The 19,945-nt window shown below is 49.4% G+C and carries 14 protein-coding genes; 12 read left to right on the top strand and 2 right to left on the bottom strand.

The genetic code is table 11. The features are described 5' to 3' along the window. The first annotated feature begins 185 nt into the window (after positions 1-185). Positions 186-2,882 (top strand): ATP-binding protein, encoded by a 2,697-nt coding sequence (locus ACXAGX_RS02425; RefSeq protein ID WP_474836354.1) that lies wholly within the window; start codon positions 186-188, stop codon positions 2,880-2,882. A gap of 44 nt (positions 2,883-2,926) precedes the next feature. On the opposite strand, the gene ACXAGX_RS02420 is transcribed toward ACXAGX_RS02425, so the two are convergent. Beyond that, positions 2,927-3,667, bottom strand: a complete 741-nt coding sequence (locus tag ACXAGX_RS02420; RefSeq protein WP_474818891.1) for a MauE/DoxX family redox-associated membrane protein — start codon at positions 3,665-3,667, stop codon at positions 2,927-2,929. Positions 3,668-4,068: 401 nt separating this feature from the next. Here ACXAGX_RS02420 and ACXAGX_RS02415 point away from each other — a divergent pair, with 401 nt between their 5' ends. The 5 genes from ACXAGX_RS02415 to ACXAGX_RS02395 all read left to right on the top strand — a co-directional run bounded on the left by ACXAGX_RS02415 (position 4,069) and on the right by ACXAGX_RS02395 (position 11,178). Continuing rightward, on the top strand, positions 4,069-5,385 hold the full coding sequence (locus ACXAGX_RS02415) for a methyl-accepting chemotaxis protein (protein WP_474836352.1): 1,317 nt from the start codon (positions 4,069-4,071) through the stop codon (positions 5,383-5,385). 137 nt (positions 5,386-5,522) lie between these two features. Beyond that, positions 5,523-8,057 carry an efflux RND transporter permease subunit gene (locus ACXAGX_RS02410; protein ID WP_474836350.1) on the top strand — a complete coding sequence of 845 codons (2,535 nt, stop codon included), beginning with the start codon at positions 5,523-5,525 and terminating at the stop codon, positions 8,055-8,057. A 19-nt stretch (positions 8,058-8,076) separates the two neighbouring features. Next, positions 8,077-8,886 (top strand): outer membrane lipoprotein-sorting protein, encoded by an 810-nt coding sequence (locus tag ACXAGX_RS02405; RefSeq protein WP_474836348.1) that lies wholly within the window; start codon positions 8,077-8,079, stop codon positions 8,884-8,886. Position 8,887: 1 nt separating this feature from the next. Beyond that, positions 8,888-10,222: a hypothetical protein gene (locus ACXAGX_RS02400; RefSeq protein WP_474836346.1), complete on the top strand. Its 1,335-nt coding sequence runs from the start codon at positions 8,888-8,890 to the stop codon at positions 10,220-10,222. A 191-nt stretch (positions 10,223-10,413) separates the two neighbouring features. Then, positions 10,414-11,178 (top strand): sulfite exporter TauE/SafE family protein, encoded by a 765-nt coding sequence (locus ACXAGX_RS02395; RefSeq protein ID WP_474836811.1) that lies wholly within the window; start codon positions 10,414-10,416, stop codon positions 11,176-11,178. Between the two features lie 37 nt (positions 11,179-11,215). Here ACXAGX_RS02395 and ACXAGX_RS02390 read toward each other — a convergent pair whose 3' ends face one another. Then, positions 11,216-12,523: a sigma-54 interaction domain-containing protein gene (locus ACXAGX_RS02390; RefSeq protein WP_474836344.1), complete on the bottom strand. Its 1,308-nt coding sequence runs from the start codon at positions 12,521-12,523 to the stop codon at positions 11,216-11,218. A gap of 358 nt (positions 12,524-12,881) precedes the next feature. On the opposite strand from ACXAGX_RS02390, the gene ACXAGX_RS02385 reads away from it, so the two are divergent. From ACXAGX_RS02385 to ACXAGX_RS02360, 6 genes are all read left to right on the top strand, one after another. Continuing rightward, positions 12,882-14,450, top strand: a complete 1,569-nt coding sequence (locus ACXAGX_RS02385; RefSeq protein ID WP_474818897.1) for a cytochrome ubiquinol oxidase subunit I — start codon at positions 12,882-12,884, stop codon at positions 14,448-14,450. Then, the gene (cydB, locus tag ACXAGX_RS02380) at positions 14,447-15,583 is read left to right on the top strand and encodes a cytochrome d ubiquinol oxidase subunit II (protein WP_474836342.1); all 1,137 of its coding nucleotides are present in this window, start codon (positions 14,447-14,449) and stop codon (positions 15,581-15,583) included. Before ACXAGX_RS02385 ends, cydB begins: the two co-directional genes overlap by 4 nt. An 11-nt stretch (positions 15,584-15,594) precedes the next feature. Further along, positions 15,595-15,708 (top strand): cytochrome bd-I oxidase subunit CydX, encoded by a 114-nt coding sequence (gene cydX, locus ACXAGX_RS02375; RefSeq protein WP_070123361.1) that lies wholly within the window; start codon positions 15,595-15,597, stop codon positions 15,706-15,708. A gap of 8 nt (positions 15,709-15,716) precedes the next feature. Beyond that, positions 15,717-17,315: an ATP-binding cassette domain-containing protein gene (locus ACXAGX_RS02370; RefSeq protein WP_474836340.1), complete on the top strand. Its 1,599-nt coding sequence runs from the start codon at positions 15,717-15,719 to the stop codon at positions 17,313-17,315. After that, positions 17,312-18,817 carry an ATP-binding cassette domain-containing protein gene (locus tag ACXAGX_RS02365; RefSeq protein WP_474836338.1) on the top strand — a complete coding sequence of 502 codons (1,506 nt, stop codon included), beginning with the start codon at positions 17,312-17,314 and terminating at the stop codon, positions 18,815-18,817. Before ACXAGX_RS02370 ends, ACXAGX_RS02365 begins: the two co-directional genes overlap by 4 nt. 106 nt (positions 18,818-18,923) lie before the next feature. Continuing rightward, positions 18,924-19,913 (top strand): cation diffusion facilitator family transporter, encoded by a 990-nt coding sequence (locus ACXAGX_RS02360; protein WP_474836336.1) that lies wholly within the window; start codon positions 18,924-18,926, stop codon positions 19,911-19,913. Positions 19,914-19,945 lie beyond the last annotated feature (32 nt).

Here is a 19,945-nt window from a genome sequence, read left to right as displayed (position 1 = left end):
TAACAATTTCAAAATCTGACTTAAAAGTCTATGTGTTTGAATTTAAACGTTATTTTTTAAGGAAAAGAGCTCGCGCTCAGTTATTTTAAATAACTATACTTTCGTCTATATTTTTTGCTTTTTTCCAGACCACACCTATAAAAAAATGCATAATGGAGCGCTAAATTTCAGGGAAAGTGCTTTTCATGAATATCAAAAATTGTGAAGACGAAGCGATTCATTTAATCGAGTCTGTACAGAGCTTTGGCTATCTTCTGGCTATCGAGCCTGGCACCGGGCTGGTTCGCGTGATGAGTGCAAACATCGCGGATATTTTTTCGTCACCCATCGTGCCAAATGAAACACTGATGTCTGAGCTGGTAGAGATGCCCGATAACAGCACAGAAATTCTCACAGAACTTTATGCTAAGGCGGAAGCGGTAGGTCGCCGTCATTCATACGAGTGGAAGTTTCGCAATCAAATTTACCACGATGGTGAATGGCACCAACTAGTCAGCAGTGTTATTTACGCCAGTGGTGGTTATCTCATTATTGAACTTGAGCCATCACCGGTGCTCACCGGCAGTGTATCGTCTAAATGGACACCAACAGACACCGATATTCGCCCTTTACTGCCTAGTCTTTTTGAACTTAACTCCGTGGAAGCAGTGGCAGACAAGATAGCGTCTGCCATGCGTGGCTTTATCGAATTCGATCGGGTGTGCGTGTACAAGTTTGATAAAGACTACTGCGGAGAAGTCATCGGTGAAGATTGCGCCGACGACATGGTTCCGTTTAAAGGTTTACGGTTTCCTGCGTCAGACATTCCTTCTCAAGCCCGTGCGCTTTACGTAAAGAACCTGGTTCGCTGCGTTTACGATACCGATGAAACACCAGTGCCTTTACTACCTGCGCTTTCTGATAGCGAAAGAACGCCCCTTGATATGTCACTTTCTATGGTAAGAGGGGTTTCGCCCGTTCATTTACAATACATGCGGAACATGGGCATTCGCGCTTCTTTCTCAGTATCGCTGATTTATGAAAATCGTCTGTGGGGGCTTATTGCTTGTCATAATCGCGAGCCGAAATATGTAGAGCAGCGTAGTCGATTGATTTGCGAAAGCTTGTGTCAGGTTTTCACTTATCAATTGCATGGTAAAAGCGTAGAGGTCAAAAGGGAATCGCTTCAGAAGCGACAGCAAAACTTGAATCAGGCGATCAATGCCTTGACCAACAAAGGTAATCCGCTGGAAGGACTAAAAGACGAGCAGGACTTGTTGCTTTCGACTATGCGGGTATGCGGTATTGCGGTGGTCACGCCTAATTCCCACTATCTGGTAGGGAAAACGCCCAGCTTTGAAACCATTTCTCACCTGTTTCATGAGTATTCCAGCGATAAGTCTGGGCCATCGAAGGTAACCGCACTGACGCGGATCTCCAGCGACATAATTGCAAACTTTAAGTTAAACGGTGTGCGCGGCCTGTTTATTTCTCCGGTTTCGAGTCGCCACGGTTACTACACGATGTGGTTCCGGGAACCAGTAGACAAAACCGTACGCTGGGCGGGTAAAGTGCAAACCGATGGCGATAAGCCTAAATCACTCACGCCGAGAGATTCATTCGAGACATACCTTCAGACGGTGGTGGATCAGTCTGTTGAATGGTCTACCGATGATAAATTACTCATTGAAGCCTTTGAGCAATTGTTTATCCCCTATGCGCTGGGAATGAAAAATTCGCTGGATAGCCAGGTGGCAAAATTAGAAGAACTGGATAAAGCAAAAGATCAGTTTCTTGCCAGTATTTCCCACGAATTACGTACCCCACTGAACTCGATTATGGGGTGGACGGATCTAGCATTAATGGATACGTCGAATAAGGAGCGTTTGGTTGAAGCGTTAAACGTAGTGAAGCGGGCTGCAAGCACTCAGGCTGATTTAATTAACGACATTCTGGATCTTTCCAGAATTATCTCTGGCACCATGAAGCTGAGTACACACACGTTGCCGATTAGCGAAGCAATTAAAGACGTAACTAAGCAATTCGAGGCAGGTTTCGGGGCGAAGAACATTCACCTAACCAGTGTGTTCAAAGACGAGCATACTACCATTCTGGCGGATAAAGTGCGTATCAAACAGGTGATACACAACCTGCTCTCCAATGCGCTTAAATTCACGCCCAAAGGTGGCTCTGTCACTATTAGTGGAGCCCGTGACCATTCTAATTATAAATTCTTCGTGCGTGACACCGGAAAAGGTATCCCGGAAGAGCAATTGAATTATGTTTTCGAGCGCTTTTATCAAGGAAAGGTTTCGCACAACAAACAGGGCTTAGGCCTTGGGTTATCGATTGTTAAAAGTATTGTGGAAATGCACGGCGGTAGCATTTGGGCAATGAGCGATGGAGAAGGGTTGGGAACCACATTTTATGTGACCTTACCCATTGCCCCTGTTGCTACGAAAAGCCCAGAAGAAACACAATCCAATATTGTTGAAGGCGCAGCGGGAAGCAGCGATCGTCTTCGTGGCCTGCGCATTCTGGTTGCAGAAGACGAAGAAGATGCCCGCAGATTCATTCGCCTGTTCCTTGAAAGTCACGGTGCGGTCGTCACCCTGGCGAAAAATGGTCTGGTAGCCTGGAAGTTACTTAATGAAACGCCTGAAGCGTTTAATCTGGTGCTTTCTGACATCGGCATGCCGGAACTTGATGGTTTGGGTTACATCGCGAAAATCAGAAGCAGCGAACGAGAAGATATTCGGAATTTCGATGCGGTTGCACTAACTGCTTATGCTTACACGGCGGATAGGGTTAAAGCCCTGAAGGCAGGATTTTCCAACTACGTTTCGAAGCCAGTTGATGCCGAAGAGTTGCTTACCGTACTGGAAATGTACAAACCTGAATAATCCTTCACGCCTTATCTGAATCTCAGATAAGGCGCCTGGGCGCTTTACAAATAAGAAAGCCACAGCATGAGCAAAGCGCCGCCTATCATAAACAAATTCTCTGAAAGTGATACAAAACCCAACGGCACATTACTGTCGCCGCCCACGCAAGCACACTTAAGTTCCCGCTTATCGATGTAAACCGCTTTAACAACGGAAACCGCACCGATGGTACCGATAAAAAGCGAGATTGGCGCAATGATTACTGCGGGCAACATCGCTACCATGCCAATACCCGCAAATGCTTCAAGAAAGGGATAAATATAGGCGTAGCGAAGATGTCGCATAGCCAGCAAATCGTAGGTGATGAAAGAGTTGGTGAAACTAAATAAATCTCGCAGTTTCTGAACGGCTAATAGGGTCATTGAAAAGGCGATAAAGAGCAATAGCGTGCGAATGCTAAATAGATTCGCCATTAGCGCATGCTGCATAGCCAGCGCTAACAGTAATCCAACGGCAAAAATGGCGAGTACAGGTGTATAAGTCGTACCAGACTGTGCGCTGTCCCCTTTATTGAACAAGGCTTGAAGGTCGTCATAGCCTCCTACACGCTTGCCGTCGATAAATGTTTGAGGCGTCGTTTTTACACCATGATCTTGCTTGAACTTGTCAGTTTCTTCTCGCGAGGTCAGCTTATGATCTTCAATTTCAAAGCCTTCTCGTTCTAGCAAATCTTTTGAGCGTAAGCCAAAAGGGCAAATATGCTCATTTGTTACCATACGATAGAGAATTGCTTTCTTAGCCATGTTTGCCTCATTTCAACGAAAACCTTATACAAAGTAGCTACGGCGTCAGCTTGATTTTTGATCGTCTTCCATTAAAAGGGTTTGAAATGACATACTTATATCTTAAGTTTTGCATTTCATCTTGCTCGTCACGGTGGTAACTTCATCCATAGACAATTCGCCTAACCTTAATTTGACGAGCGGTTTTAAAAGCGAAAACCGTGGTCGTACCTGGCCTGGGTGCCAAACAATGTCAGGGATTGCGCCAAGATATTAAAATTGAAACATATTTTGGTTAGGTTTCTGGTTAAGAAAGCGGATGATAGTGCCGATACAAATACTATCCTGGTGTTCAGGCAAGTGCGCTTCGAACTGCGAAATCGAATTCAATATCAATAAATAACTCGTTGGAAAGACAGTCTATGTTTAATCGTCACCTCGTCAAAGAAAATGAAGCACTTCGTCAAGAGCTTCACATGCTCAAACAGGTTCGTGAAAGTTTCTTAGAGGAAACGATTTATCTACGTCTGGATCATGCTGGCCGAATCGAATTCGTTAACCAACATTTTCAAAACGAGCTCGGATATACCGCATCTGAAGTAATGGGCCGTCCGTTTCTAGAGTTTGTTCCTGAAATCGCGAAGTCGACAATGCACTACAAAAAACTCAAAAGTGCTTTCGACATTAATCAGACTTATCAGGGGGCTATTGAATTTACGCGTCGAAATGGCGAAGAAGCTTGGCTGCGCAGCATCTTGCAGCCCGTTGTTGATATAGAAGGCCGGTTAGATCATTACTCTGTGAGCATGACAGATCTCACAAGAACGATTGCGTTGTCTAAAGAGCATGAAGATTTGGTAGAAGCATTACACAAATCGACCGCCACAATCGAGTTTGACCTAAACGGACATGTTATCGACGCCAACAAGCCGTTCTTGCGTACAGTGAAATACGACCTGAATGACATCAAAGGCAAGCATCACCGCATCTTTTGTACCGACGAAGAAGCAAATTCGGAGGGCTACAAACAGTTCTGGGCCAAGTTAGCCCGTGGCGAGTTTGTCGCAGGTCGCTTCAAGCGTGTGGATTCGCATGGAAATACGATTTGGCTAGAAGCAACGTATAACCCCATTCACGATTCTCATGGGCGCTTGTATAAAGTATTTAAGTTTGCCACTGAGATTACTGCGCAGGTAGCGCAGGAGCAAGCCGTATCGAACGCGGCAGACATTGCCTATCACACATCTAACAATACCGATGCAGTGGCGAGAAAGGGTAAAGATGTCATCAACAAAGTGCTCGAGGAAATGTCTTCGCTGTCTGAACAAATGGATAAAGCGAAAGAAGGTATTCACGCCCTCGACTCACAATCTCAACAAATTGCCACGATTATTGGCAGTATCAGCGCTATTGCAGATCAAACCAACCTGCTTGCATTGAACGCGGCTATCGAGGCAGCGCGGGCAGGAGATCAAGGCCGTGGATTTGCTGTTGTTGCCGATGAAGTGCGTCAGTTGGCTTCACGCACCTCAGAAGCGACAGATGAAATTGTTAACGTGGTGAAACACAACCAATCTCTGGCTGCTGAAGCTGTTGACCTTGTAAACAAGGGTGATGAGAAAGCGCAGACAGGTTTGTCATATGCTGAAGAGGCCGGCGCGGTTATTGAAGAAATTCAAAATGGTGCCAGAGCGGTAGTGGATGCTGTTGGCCAGTTTGCGAATCAGCTAAACAACTAAATAGATTTTTCTTATATAAAAACGCAGCATGATCAACATGCTGCGTTTTTTTTGCAAAATACATTGATGTATTAGTTTTTATTTATATAATGAGGGTAAATATCTTAGACTTGATGTGAATAACCAGGCTGAATCTAATGTCTTCACTGTTGTTACGCTTTGCCACTCAGCGCGCTGGCTGGGTCTACATTCTTCTTCTGGCACTCACACTGGGTGCCGGCGCAATGATCCCTAATCTGACTGTCGATACCGATCCGGAAAACATGCTTCCGGCTGACCATCCGGCGAGAATTTTTCATAACCAGACTAAGCAGACGTTCGCCATGCACGATGCCATTGTGGTGGGCGTGGTCGCTGAGCAAGATGCTAACGGTGTCTATACGCCTGAAACTCTGTCGGAAGTGAAGCAACTTACGGATAGCATTCTTGAGCTCGATGGTGTGATTGATGCGGATTTAATGTCGCTTTCCACGGTGGACAATATTTCTCAGGCCGGGCCAGGGACCATTCGGTTTGAGTGGATGATGGACAAGGCACCGGTTGATGAAGCGGGCGCGAAAGCCATCGAGCAGAGCATCTCCCGCCTGCCGCTGCTGTACGATACGCTGGTGGCGGAAACCGGCAAAGCGGCAGCGATTTATGTGCCTATTGCGGATAAAAACGAAAGTTATCGCATTGCTGAAGACATCCGTGCCGCCATCAGCAAAATGGGGTCGCAGCAACAGTGGTATATCACCGGTCTGCCGGTGGCGGAAGATCAGTTTGGTGTAGAAATGTTCATTCAAATGGGCATTTCCGCGCCACTGGCCGGGCTAATGATCTTTATTCTGCTTTTCCTGTTTTTTCGCAATTTGCCGCTAATCATCGCACCAATGATTGTTGCTATGGCGACGGTGATCGTCACCATGGGTATCATGATTGGTATGGGCTTTACCGTACACATCATGTCGTCGATGATTGCGATTTTCCTGATGCCCATCGCGGTGGTGGATTCGGTGCACATTCTGTCGGAGTTTTCAGACCGCTATAAGCCGGGCGAAAGCGCCGGGGAAGTTATCAGCAAGGTGGTGTCTCATCTGTTCACACCCATGCTATATACCTCAATTACTTCATCAGTAGGCTTTTTCTCACTCATGCTGACGCCTATTCCGCCAGTGCAGATCTTCGGCGCGTTTGTTGGCTTCGGCATTCTGTTCGCTTTCCTGGTCACGTTGGTATTCATGCCCGCCTATGTGTCCCGTATGAGCGATAAGGCATTGCTGAATTTGCAGCAAACAATGCACGGTGAAGGTGATGGTCAGTCTCGTGTTGCTGCTATTGCCCGAAGTATTGGTAAGCTGGCAATGTCCTGGCGTCGGGGCTGGCTGGTCGTATTCAGTGCTTTATTTGCAGTTTCAGTTTGGGGAATCACCCAGATCCAGATTAATGACAACCCGGTTCGCTGGTTTAAAGCTGACCACGAAATCCGTGTGGCTGACAGAGTGCTGAACGAGAATTTTGCCGGGACTTATAATGCTTACCTGGTGTTTAGCGATACCAATGCGGTGCCTTCGGCAGCGGCATTAATTGGGGTGGATGTACCCGAAGAATTATCTGGCTGGCAGTGGGATACGCTTAAATCTGTGGCAGAACAAACCCCAACTGCTGCACTGGAGTCGCTAATTATCGCTATCGACGACGCCTTGTTTACCGTGGAGTCGGATGAAGCCTTGGATTATCTGGACAAACTGGTAGCACGCACAGAGAAAACCTTGTCGGCAAGCAAAACGTTCCAGTTCCCCGCTCAACTGGCGTACATTTCAGATCTTCAGAATTACCTAGCGACCACCGGTCTGGTGGGTAAATCTAACTCGCTGGCTGATGTGGTTAAAGTGGTGAACCGTGAACTCCGTGGCGGCGAGGAGAAAGACTACGCCCTGCCGGATTCTCCCCAGGCCGTTGCACAAACCCTGCTGCAGTATCAGTCCTCACATCGCCCTAATGATTTATGGCACTTTGTTACGCCGGATTACCGTGAAAGCCTGCTGTGGCTGCAGCTCACCAGTGGTGATAATCAGGATATGACAGCGGCGATGAAGCTGGCTGAGCAATACGTTTCTGAGCATCCGCTCCCTGCAGGAATTGATTACCAGTGGGCAGGTAAGGCCTATCTTAATGTGGTGTGGCAGGAGAACATGGTCGCCGGCATGCTCAATAGTCTGCTTGGTGCGTTCATCATGGTTTTTGTCATGATGATGGTGCTGTTCCGATCCTTCGTTTTCGGCGTGCTAGCCATGCTACCACTGACGATTACCATCGCTTTCATTTACGGCCTCATTGGTATTGTCGGTAAAGACTACGACATGCCTATCGCCGTGCTTTCTGCACTCACTTTAGGGTTATCAGTGGACTTCGCCATTCATTTCCTCGAACGTGCACGGGCAATATTCAAAGAAACTAACAATGTATCCGCAACACTTGAAGCCATGTTCGGCGAACCTGCCTCTGCCATTACCCGCAACGCTCTGGTTATCGCGCTGGGCTTTACGCCCTTGTTGTTTGCCCCGCTGGTGCCCTACATCACCGTAGGTGTTTTTCTGGCCAGTATCATGGCAATTTCCGCACTGGTGACCCTACTGGTGCTGCCTGCAGCAATGAGTTTGCTGCATCGTTTTGTTTTCAAATCCCGTTAACCGGGAGCAGGAGAGTAAGATGGTTGTGAGAAGTATGAAATCTGCAATGGCATTGGCATTCACCGGTTTACTGGTGGCATCTGCATCAGTCTGGTCTGCTGAATTCGATGTAAACGAGCTGATTCAGGCATCAGAACGGGCATCGTATTATGCCGGTGACGATGGCCGTTCAGATGCGCGAATGATGATTGTGGACGCGCAGGGCCGTAAACAACTGCGTCAGTTCACTATTCTGAGAAAAGACGTTGCCGACAATGACGATCAGAAAATGATAGTATTCTTCACCCGTCCGGCCGATGTGCGCGATACCGTATTCCGGGTAGAGAAACATGCTGCCGTTAGTGAGGACGATGATCGCTGGTTATATCTGCCGGCGCTGGACCTGGTGAAGCGAATTTCTGCCGGTGATAAACGCACCTCATTTGTCGGTTCACACTTTTTCTACGAAGACGTATCTGGCCGTGCTGTTAGCGAAGATAACTTCACACTACAGGAAGAAACCGACAGCCGTTACGTACTGAAAGCCGAACCTAAAAATCCTGATTCCGTTGAGTTCAGCTACTACGTGGTGGAAATCGATAAAACTACGAAAATACCTATGCTGATCAACTTCTACAAAGCGAATGGTGAGAACTATCGCCGGATAGAGGCGGTGGAAGTAGAAACGATTGAGAGTTTTCCCACAGTGACCCGCTCGAAAGTGTCTGATTTGGCTTCTGGTGGTTACACGCTGATGGAATTCCGAAACATGGACTACAACCTGGGCCTAGAAGACGACATCTTCAGTGAACGTAGTCTGCGCACGCCGCCTATGCAGTGGTTGAAATAATATGGCCGGTAACAGCTTTCGTACAAGCCTGCTGGCGGCAGCATTTGCGCTGAGTGTTGGCGTATTCGCGCAGGAAGCGTCACCAGCTGTAGACGATTGGGGGGCTTTTGATGAAATGGGCGATTGGGACGATGAAGAAGTCGCGTCTCCGTTCAACTGGGCCGGATTTATTGATATTGCCGCCGGTACCCGTTTACAGAGCGACAGCGCTATTCGTGGTGACACCACGCTGGCTGATGGCCGCGGTCAATTTCAGGCGGACTATGCTTTTGAAAGTTCGAAAATCGGCTTTCGTGGTGATGTCTGGTACGACGGTGTCACCGATAGCTGGGAGTCACAAATCCGTGAGCTTTACTGGCAGGGCAATCTCGGTTTTCTCGGTAACGCTGGAGAGAAGTTCGACCTCAAAGCGGGTCAGCAGATCCTCACCTGGGGCGTCGGGGATTATCTGTTCCTCAACGATTTATTTCCTAAGGATTATCAGTCCTTCTTCGCCGGGCGGGACGACGATTACCTGAAATATCCGTCACTGGCGGTAAAGCTCAGTGGCTACTTTGACTTGGTGAACGTGGATTTTGTGGTGATGCCGGAATTCGAGCCGGATAACGGTATCAACGGTGAATATTTCTCCTACTTTAATCCCATGCTCGGTGAAAACACCGGTGCACGTATGGTGATCCCGGATGAAAACAAGCCCGACGACCCGGAATACGCGCTGCGTTTATTTCGCAGTGTGGCGGGAACGGAGCTGGCGATTTACGGTTACAAGGGGTTCACCAAGCTGCCTGAAGCGGCTGACGAAATTGGCAGACCTTTGTACAGCGACCTTATCGTAACCGGATTCAGCGCCATCCGGCCCATTGGCCCGGGTATTGGTAAGCTGGAATACGCTTTTCATGATGGTGAAGATACCGATGGCTCAGACCCCCTTATTCCTAACGATCAGAGCCGCCTGCTGATTGGTTACGAGCAAGAACTGATTGCAAATTTGACCGGTGGCCTGCAGTGGTACACCGAGTTTAATCATGGTTACGATGCGCGGATAGCCAACAGCCCGTGGCCGCAATTCGAAGCGGCGGAGCGCCGTCACGTGATCACCACACAACTGCGCTATCAGGCATTGCAGCAGACGCTGGTGTTGCACGCATTTAACTTCTGGTCACCCACCGATGATGATGGCTTCCTGCGATTCCGGGCAACGTACTCACCCACCGACAAATGGCAGGTGTCCGGCGGCATGAATCTGTTTTATGGCGATGAAGCACATACGTTTTATGGTCAGTTTGAAGATGCATCCAACGTGAATGCGTCTTTTCGTTTCTTTTTTGAGGGATAGCATCGCTTAATTCTGTATCCGCAGATACACAGCGTAGCAGTACGCAGCAAAGACTGTGGTAAATTGTATGTGTGAGGGTAGGTGAGTTGCACGGCTTGTCTCCTTTTGACTGGCTCGTCTTAACAAAGTAACGGGGCAGCTTCTTCAAACGGGTTATTTATTTTTCTTTTTTCGGAGTTTTCTTGGAAGGCATTGCATTTTTCGAGCTGTTTACCGGTGCCGGTGAGCTTTCTTCACTGGTTGCCGCTGGCCTCATCGCACTCACATTCATTACCAGCATCATTACTGCCACCATTGGTATTGGCGGTGGCGTTTTATTGCTGGCGACCATGGCGACGGTGATGCCGCTGGCGGCGCTCATTCCTGTTCATGGTTTGGTGCAACTGGGCACAAATGGTAGCCGGGCGTTTATGACTCGGCAGCATACCGACTGGAACATGGTGAAGTGGTTTGTGGCTGGCGCGTTGATTGGTGCTGTCATGGCATCTTTTATTGTGGTGCAGTTGCCATTAGTGGCTATTCAGTTTGCTATTGCAGGCTTTATTTTGTTTCTGGTGTGGGGGCCTAAACAGAAAAACCGGGAGTTGGGTGACAAAGGCCGCTTTGTTGCGGGTATTTTTACTACAGTGGCAACCATGTTTGTAGGTGCAACCGGGCCGCTGGTGGCGGGTTTCGTGCATCGTTCTACCAGCGACAAGATGAAGCTGGTATCGACTTTTGCTACCTGTATGACTTTTCAGCATCTGCTCAAGGCACTTGTATTCAGCTTTGCCGGGTTTGCCTTCTTTCAGTGGTTACCATTGGTATTGGCAATGATTGCCAGTGGCTATGCCGGAACCTGGCTAGGACTTAAATTTCTGAAAAAAGTCCCGGCTGAAAAATTTCGGTTAATATTCCGTGTGGTGGTAACGCTGTTAGCCATGCGCCTTATCTGGCAGGGGATTGAAGGGTTATGATGGCCAAGCGTTGACGCGGCTTACATCGAAGCTTACGTCAGCGTTTACGCAACGTCAGCTCGTATCTTTGTAACTTGCGGTACAGCGTACGGGTGCTTACGCCCAGCAATTCTGCGAGTGATTCCGGCGTGCCGTCATAAGTTGCCGCTATATCCGAAAGATAACTGGCTTCTGCCTCATCCAGCGTTTTAAGGTGAGGGGTAAATTCAGGCTCACCACCAGTATGTTGTATGGTCAGGTGCATCGGTAAATCAGCAGGGGTAATCAGCTCGTCAACAGACAGCAGCGCTGATTGCTCCACAATATTACGTAGTTCACGGATATTCCCTGGGAAGCCGTAACGATTCAGGAGTAGCAGTGCTTCTCGGGTGAAACTTTTATCTGCATGCCCAGTTTGAATAAGAAAGTGTTGGCAAAGCTCCGCGATATCTTCCCGTCGCTGCCGCAAAGACGGCAATAAAATGGGAAAGCCTGCAATACGGTAATATAAGTCCTGACGAAACTGCCCCTTTTCCACCATCTCTTTTAGATTCTTGTGGGTGGCGCACACCAGTCGGAAATTGGATTTTCTCTGCTTCAAGCTGCCCACCGGGCGATAGCTGCCGGTTTCCAGCAAACGCAGTAATTTTACCTGCATACTCAACGGTACATCGCCAATTTCATCAAAGAATACGGTGCCACCGTCGGCCGCGTCTATCAGGCCCTTTTTCGACGTGCTGGCGCCGGTGAATGCGCCTTTCTCGTATCCAAATAGCTCCGACTCAAACAAGGTTTCGGTTAGACCTGTACACTCAATTACCACAAAGGCTTCTTTACGGCGCTTGCTGCTGTCGTGAATAGCCTGGGCAACCAGTTCCTTGCCTGAACCGGTTTCCCCCTGAAGCAATACGGCAATGTCTGCCGGCGCCGCGCGGCTGATTTGCTGCAACATCTGGCGGAAAGAGGGGGCGTTGCCAATGAGCTTGCCTTTTCCTGCCCGACTCGAAGCGTATTGAATTCGTTCCAATATTTCCAAATACCCGAGAACCATGCCGTCCTCATCGTGCACCGGTTTCATCAGAATGTCGCAGTAAGAATCACCATGCTGGGTTTTATGGTTATGCACCACTGTGGTGGCGCGTCCGGACTGCTGACACTCTGCCAGCGGGCAGGATTCTCCGGCTTGATCACAGGGTACCGTGTTGCGGTGAGATATCTGGTGGCAACGACTCTGACCCGTAATAACGTCATCCTGATAAGTGTCGCGGTAAGGCTGATTAACGGCGTGGATAACATAGTCCGGCGTAATAAAAATGGCCGGTTTGTCGATGGCATTAATCATCGATTGAATGATGCTGATATTCATATGTTGTCTGACGATACTGTCACTATGGTGACAAATTTGTCAAAAAATTTCGTTTTCCGCAATGAAAGTTTGCCAATTCTATAAAGATAAATCTTGCGATGGATCAAGTTGCGACAAAATCTAAAGGTGTAATGTAGCGCCATGAATCCAGCGACGTGTCTTGAGTCTTACCGACTAGCCTGTTGTCTCTGCTGTATGCGTATATCTATCGGTTATTGGCGATTTGCAAGCACCAGACGAGAGGAATACGCCATTCATTCAACCGTTGGCACGACACGTGCTCAGTAAGTGAATAAATGGCAGCCGATGTGTCGCCAAAGAGAGAGCCAAATTACTAATTAACCGGGAGATGTTCCTAATGAGCGATACATTAATTGAGTTATCGCGCTGGCAGTTTGCATTAACTGCTATGTTCCATTTTATCTTCGTTCCTCTCACCCTCGGACTCACGTTCCTGCTTGCCATTATGGAATCGGTGTACGTGATGACCGGCAAGGAAATCTATAAAGAGATGACCAAGTTCTGGGGTAAGTTGTTCGGGATAAATTTCGCTATTGGTGTGGCAACGGGCCTCACCATGGAGTTCCAGTTCGGTATGAACTGGTCTTATTATTCTCATTACGTAGGTGACATTTTTGGCGCACCACTGGCAATTGAAGGATTAATGGCGTTCTTCCTCGAATCAACGTTCGTGGGCCTGTTTTTCTTCGGCTGGGACCGCATGTCAAAAGTGAAGCACCTCATGGCGACCTGGTTGGTAGCTATCGGCTCAAACTTCTCTGCACTGTGGATCCTTATTGCCAATGGCTGGATGCAAAATCCTGTGGGCGCAGAGTTCAATGTCGAATCCATGCGTATGGAAATGGCCAGCTTCGCTGATGTGATTTTCAACCCTGTGGCTCAGGTTAAATTTGTCCACACCGTATCCGCAGGTTATACCACTGGCGCCATGTTCATTCTGGCGATCTCAAGCTATTACCTGCTTAAGCACAAACACGTGGCTTTCGCCCGTCGTTCGTTTGCAATTGCAGCAAGCTTCGGTCTGGCATCGGTATTATCTGTAATTATCCTCGGTGATGAAAGTGGTTACGAAATCGGTGACGTGCAGAAAGTTAAACTGGCTGCTGTTGAAGCTGAATACGAAACCCATCCTGCTCCCGCGCCATTCACCATCTTTGGTATTCCGAACGATGAAGAAGAGCGTATGGACTATGCCATTCAGATCCCTTATGCCATGGGGATTATTGCTACCCGCAGCTTCGACGAAGAAGTGATTGGTATTAAAGATCTGAAAGAGAATCACCGTGTGCGTATTCTATCTGGTGTTCAGGCGTACAAATACATGGATGCAGTACGTGACGGCTCTGCAACGCCAGCTGAAAAAGCGTTGTTTGAAGCAAACAGAGAGAACCTGGGTTACGCCATGTTGCTGCAACCTTACACCGACGATATCACTCAGCCTACACCTGAAGCGCTGAAAAAGGCCGTGGATTACAGCATTCCGCCCGTGGCGCCGCTATTCTACTCTTTCCGCCTTATGGTGGTTGCAGGCTTCCTGATGTTGGTGCTGTTTGCCACTGCATTCTGGTACAGCACTAAACACCGTATCACCCAACCACGCTGGTTACTTAAATCTGCGTTGTATGGTTTGCCGCTGCCTTGGATTGCCTGTGAAGCAGGCTGGTTTGTGGCTGAGTTTGGTCGTCAGCCATGGTCTATCGCCGAAGTACTGCCGGTTCATGTGTCAGTGTCAAATTTGAGCGTAAGTGATGTGGTGTTCACTATGGTTGGCTACACCCTGTTCTACACCGTGATGTTCATCATTAGCTTCTATCTGATGAAGAAGTTCGCCAAAAAAGGACCCACTCCGCCAGCGGATGAGAAAGAAGAAAGCGTTATTGGCCTGAATGAAGGAGTACACGCATGATTGATTATGAAGTTCTACGGGTAGTTTGGTGGGTGCTGGTGGGCGTGCTGCTGATTGGCTTCGCCATCACCGACGGCTTTGATTTAGGGGTAGGCGCACTGCTTACCATTATCGGACGTACCGACGAAGAGCGTCGGGTAATGATTAATACGGTAGGCCCACACTGGGACGGTAACCAAGTCTGGTTTATCACTGCAGGTGGCGCTATTTTCGCTGCCTGGCCAATGATTTATGCCACCGCGTTCTCCGGTTTTTACATTGCATTGTTTCTGACCCTTGCGGCACTGTGGATGCGTCCGCTAGGCTTTGATTATCGCAGTAAATTACCCAGCCAGAAATGGCGCAAAAACTGGGATATCGCGCTGTTCTTTGGTGGTTTCGTGCCTATCCTGATTTTCGGCGTGGCTTTCGGCAACCTGCTACAGGGCGTACCTTTCGAGTTGGATAACACCCTGAAATCTACTTACAGTGGTTCTTTCTTTGGCCTGCTGAACCCGTTCGCTATCCTGTGCGGCCTGGTATCTGTGGCGCTACTACTGAACCATGGTTCAACCTGGCTGCAAATGAAAACCGACGGTTTTGTTGAATCTCGTGCGCGCTCTGCATCGATGGTGTTGTCGCTGGTTACTGTGACACTGTTTATTCTGGCTGGCGTATGGATTGCGTTCGGTGTCGATGGATACGTAGTAACGTCGACTATCGATACGGGTGCAGTGACTAATCCTATGCATAAAACGGTCGCCACTGAAACCGGTGCGTGGATGAATAACTATAGTCTGTATCCCTGGATGGTGATCGCACCTGCGCTGGGTATTCTGGGCGGATTAGCTTGTGCTTTTTTCTCAAAAGCAGCGCGCGGCGGATGGGCATTTGTCTCTAGTTCTGTCATGATTGCGGGCGTCATCTTAACTGCGGGTTTCTCCATGTTCCCGTTCCTGATGCCAAGCAGCACCATGCCAGACGTGAGTCTGACAATGTGGGATGCGACATCCAGCGAAATGACCCTACGTATCATGTTTTTTGTAGCCTGTGTGTTTGTACCGATTGTTTTGTCTTACACCGCTTACGGCTTTTACGTAATGCGCGGTCGCATTAAAAACGCTGATTTAGACAAATCTCACGCAATTTACTAGGAGAAGATACTATGTGGTATTTCACTTGGATCCTTGGTGTACTGCTGGCTTGCTCATTCGGCATTATTAATGCCATGTGGCTGGAAGCAACCGAGAACCTGGACCGCCCCGATACTGAAGAATAAGGGATAATTTGAGTCGTTCCCACTCTCTTTCTGGCTGGTTTCAGCAATCTGTAGCCACCGGAGATGCCGCTTCCCGCGGCGCTCTGGTGGCTTTAGTCTTTCTACAGGTTTTCCGCGACATCGCGCTCATCGCTGCTTATTGGGGCTTTTCAGCCATGATTACCCAGTGGGTGATGGAAGAAAGTCCTGCTTCAACCTCGATGCTTGTGCTTACCCTCGTTAGTCTGCTGCTGGTGTGGGTGAGTCAGGGGCTATCATTGTTTCTTAATCACCGATTCCGTTTGGGCCTGCTGGCGCAACTGCAATCGCGGTTGTTAGTTACTTTTTCCCGTCAGCAGCACGCCTTGGTGCGCCAGCATTCGGCTTTCCACTGGCAAACCTTGTGGCAAATGCATTTGCCTGCTGTGGTGAACTGGCATTTTGATTACCGAGTGCAGCAGATGGTGGCCGTCGTCGTGCCGGTAATTGCGCTAGTGGCGATTTTGGCGGTGAATTTGGTGGTAGGGGCGAGCCTGCTGATCACCTTGCCCATTGTGCCGTTATTTATGGTGCTGGTAGGTAAAGGCGCTGCTGCCCAGCATCGCAAACATTTCATCGCGCTGGAAAGGTTAGGCCGCCTGTTTGTTGACCGTGTGTCGGCACTGCCTTTACTGGCGATGTTTCGGGCGCACGATGCACAACGTAAACTGTTGGACACCGCCGGTAACAGCCTGCGGGAGCGCACCATGAAAGTGGTGTCTATTGCTTTTCTCTCTACCACTGTACTGGATTTCTTCTCTACTCTGGCAGTGGCGTTGATTGCCGTTTATATCGGTTTCACTCTGCTGGGTGAATTTGATTTGGGCGAATCTATTAATTTGCAGCAGGGCTTATGGCTGTTGCTCACTGCACCGCTGTTGCTCTCTGAAATGAAAAAGCTGGGTCAGTTTTATCACCAGAAAGCCCAGGCTGAATCTGCTCGGGAAGCCATGGGCGATATGTTAAAAAACGATGAGTTGTCAGCGTATGACGCGGAATTCTCGTCACTTTCACTCACCGGCGAACTGACTACGACGCCGGATCTGCGTACCGAACAGCTGAACTTGGAAACCGGAGACTGGGTGCGACTTGGTGGCGAATCCGGTGCCGGTAAAACCGTGTTGATGGAGCTGCTAAGCGGCCAGCGTCCGGGCCTTGATGCGTCGGTCACTCACTATGCGCTGCTCACTCAGACCCCGGTTATTCTGCCGTTTTCCGTGCGGGAGAATCTTACGCTCGGCGGTAATTTTACCGGCGATTTGCTTAAACAGGTACTGGCCGAAGTCGAGCTAACCGCCTGGGTGGCTTCACTGCCTCAGGGACTAGATACGCCAATGGGGGAGCATCCACCACTTTCCGGTGGGCAAGCTCAGCGATTGGCGATTGCTCGCTTGCTGTTACGCAAAGCGCCAGTGTGGTTTCTGGATGAACCCACCGCCCACTTGCCGCAGGCACAACATGATGCCATCAGTGCACTCATTCATCGCACCTGCGGCGATGCTACCGTGATTTGGGCATCACACAAACCGCTGCCTGAAGCCTGGTTTAACCGCAGTTGGCAGGTTGCAAACGGAGTGGTGTCACAATGAGAAATATACCGTTCATCAGTTTACTTTTAGCTATCCTGCACACCACGTCAGGATTACTCATTCTTATATTTTCATCCTGGTTTCTCGCTGCTTGCGCGCTAATGCCGGTTAATTTTAATTACATGCTGCCTGCTGTGATTATCCGAGCCCTCGCACTTACCCGAATTGGCGCCGGTTATGGCCATATGTGGCTGGCCCACCATGACTTATTGGGCCGCACGACTTGGTTGCGCAGCGAACTGTTCAATCGCCTAAAAGATCTTATCTTGCTGGAAAAAGCGGGGGATGTGGAAAAGCTCGCCGCACAAACTGAAATGCTGTCATCCGTGTGGGTGGGCTGGGTAGCCCATCAGGCCAGCGCTGTGGTGCTGGTACTGCTGTCGGTTTCTGTAGTGACGTATCTAACATTGCCCGGTGCGGCTTTCATGTGGATTATGGCCGGACTGTGGCTGGTGATCAGCCTCTGGCTTGTGTACTTCGGGCTGAATAAGGCCGCCAGTCAGGCGAAAGACGAGCAAGCATTTCGTTATCAGTCTGAACATTTCTTTGCTGCCAGCAGCCTGTGGCATCTGCAACTGAATGAAAATAACCAGCAGTTTCGCAATGCGCCGCAGCTTTCATCAGTTTGGCAGAATCAGCAGACGGTGGAATCCGCCGGTCAGTGGGGGTTGTGGTTCATTCACGGTGCCGCTATAGCAGCCATTGGCGCACTGTTCTGGAGTAATCAGGAGGACGGCTTCGGCGACGCCACGGCGATCATCGTGCCTATGCTGCTACTGAGTATTACCGACTGGCTGGGGCGTCCTGTGGGCACGGCGGCCCATTTGGGTAAATACCGACAGGCGGCACAGGCGCTGAAGCGGGACGATGCTGCGCCATTACCGCCTATGGTTCAGGGCGCGCCGGAACAGAAGATTGAGTTGCAGTATTTTCAGGCACAGACCATGCCTCACGGAATATCTGCGACACTACCGGTTTCCGGGCTGGTGGTCTTACTCGGCGCCTCTGGCTGCGGCAAATCTTCGCTGATGAAAGCGCTGGCAGGTCTGGTTCCGGCTCACGGCGAATTGCTGTTTGACGGCAGTACCGTGGCGGCTGGTCGTCGTGAAGGCTGGGTATATGTGGAGCAATCGCCGCGTATTCTTGAAGCCACGCTGAAAATGAACCTGAATCCGGCTGAGAAAACGATGACTGCGGAAGCAATGTCGCAGGCACTGGCGCAGTTTGGTCTGCAAACGCTGACCAATACTGATGAGTGGCTGGGGCAGGGCGGACGTCGTCTCTCTGGCGGTGAATCTCGCCGATTGTCTATGGCACGGGCGCAGCTAGCCGAACCTGATGTGTGGCTGGTGGACGAGCCTTTTGAAGGACTGGATGAACGTAACCAGCAACTGGTTGAAGCGGGTTTGTTGCAAGCCGCTGAGAATAATTTGGTGATTGTAGCTACTCACGTTCTGCCAGCGAAACTGGCTGACGGGGCCGTACAAATTATTGAAATGTGACAGCTAAGACTGCACACTCTGCTAATACAATAATTCAATGCCGGTATGCTGATAGCGCTTTCTGAAGCGCCCGTCATGCCGGACCTCAGGCGGGCGGAGACTCACCTTGCATTCTCATAGTCATCATCACGGTCATTCTCATGGCCATCACCATCATCATCACGATGTGAGTGATTCGCAACGTATCGGCTGGGCGTTCTGGCTCAACTTTGTCTTTACCATTATTGAGTTTATCGGTGGCTGGCTTACCAACTCCGTAGCCATAATGGCTGATGCCGTACATGACTTAGGTGATTCCCTTTCTATCGGACTGGCGTGGTACCTAAGTAAAGTGGGTCATAAGCAAGCTGATGACGAGTATACCTATGGCTACAAACGTTTAAGTTTGCTGGGTGCCATGATTAACGGTCTCATACTGGTGGTTGGTTCGGTTTGGGTGCTTTCTGAAGCGATTCCACGGTTGTGGGACCCAGAAATGCCGGTAACGGAAGGCATGATTGGTCTGGCTATTCTGGGAATTGCAGTAAACGGTTACGCCGCTTACAAGCTTTCGGGCGGCAGTTCTATGAACGAAAAAGTGCTTAACTGGCACTTACTGGAAGATGTGCTCGGCTGGGTAGCCGTATTGATTGTGGGCATTGTGTTGCACTTTGTTCACTGGCCAATCCTTGATCCACTGCTATCTGTACTGTTCACGCTGTTTATTCTGTTCAACGTGGTTCGATACGTTATCGACACAACTAAGTTATTTCTACAGGGCAACCCTGATGTAGAGAAAAAGCGGGAAATTCACGATGCGCTGATGTCTGTCGAGCACGTGAAAGCCCTGCATCACGTGCACTTCTGGTCGCTGGACGGCGAACAGCACGTTCTCACCGCCCATGTCGAATTACAATGCGACATTGATGCTGACACCAATCGCCGACTGAAAGCACAAATCAACGATAAGCTGGCAGATTTTGCATTAGCCCACACCACCATAGAGTTTGAAATGCCCGGTGAAGTCTGCCGCGATCATGACGACCACGACCACGACCACGACCACGACCACGACCACGACCACGACCACGACCACGACCACGACCACGACCACTAGATCGTGGAGAGCAGGGGCATTCGAAACACGCC

Source organism: Alteromonas sp. ABV4_515 (genome assembly GCF_056160345.1).
Note: the sequence above shows the minus strand (reverse complement) of the source record. Positions and strands in the feature narration are given on the sequence as shown.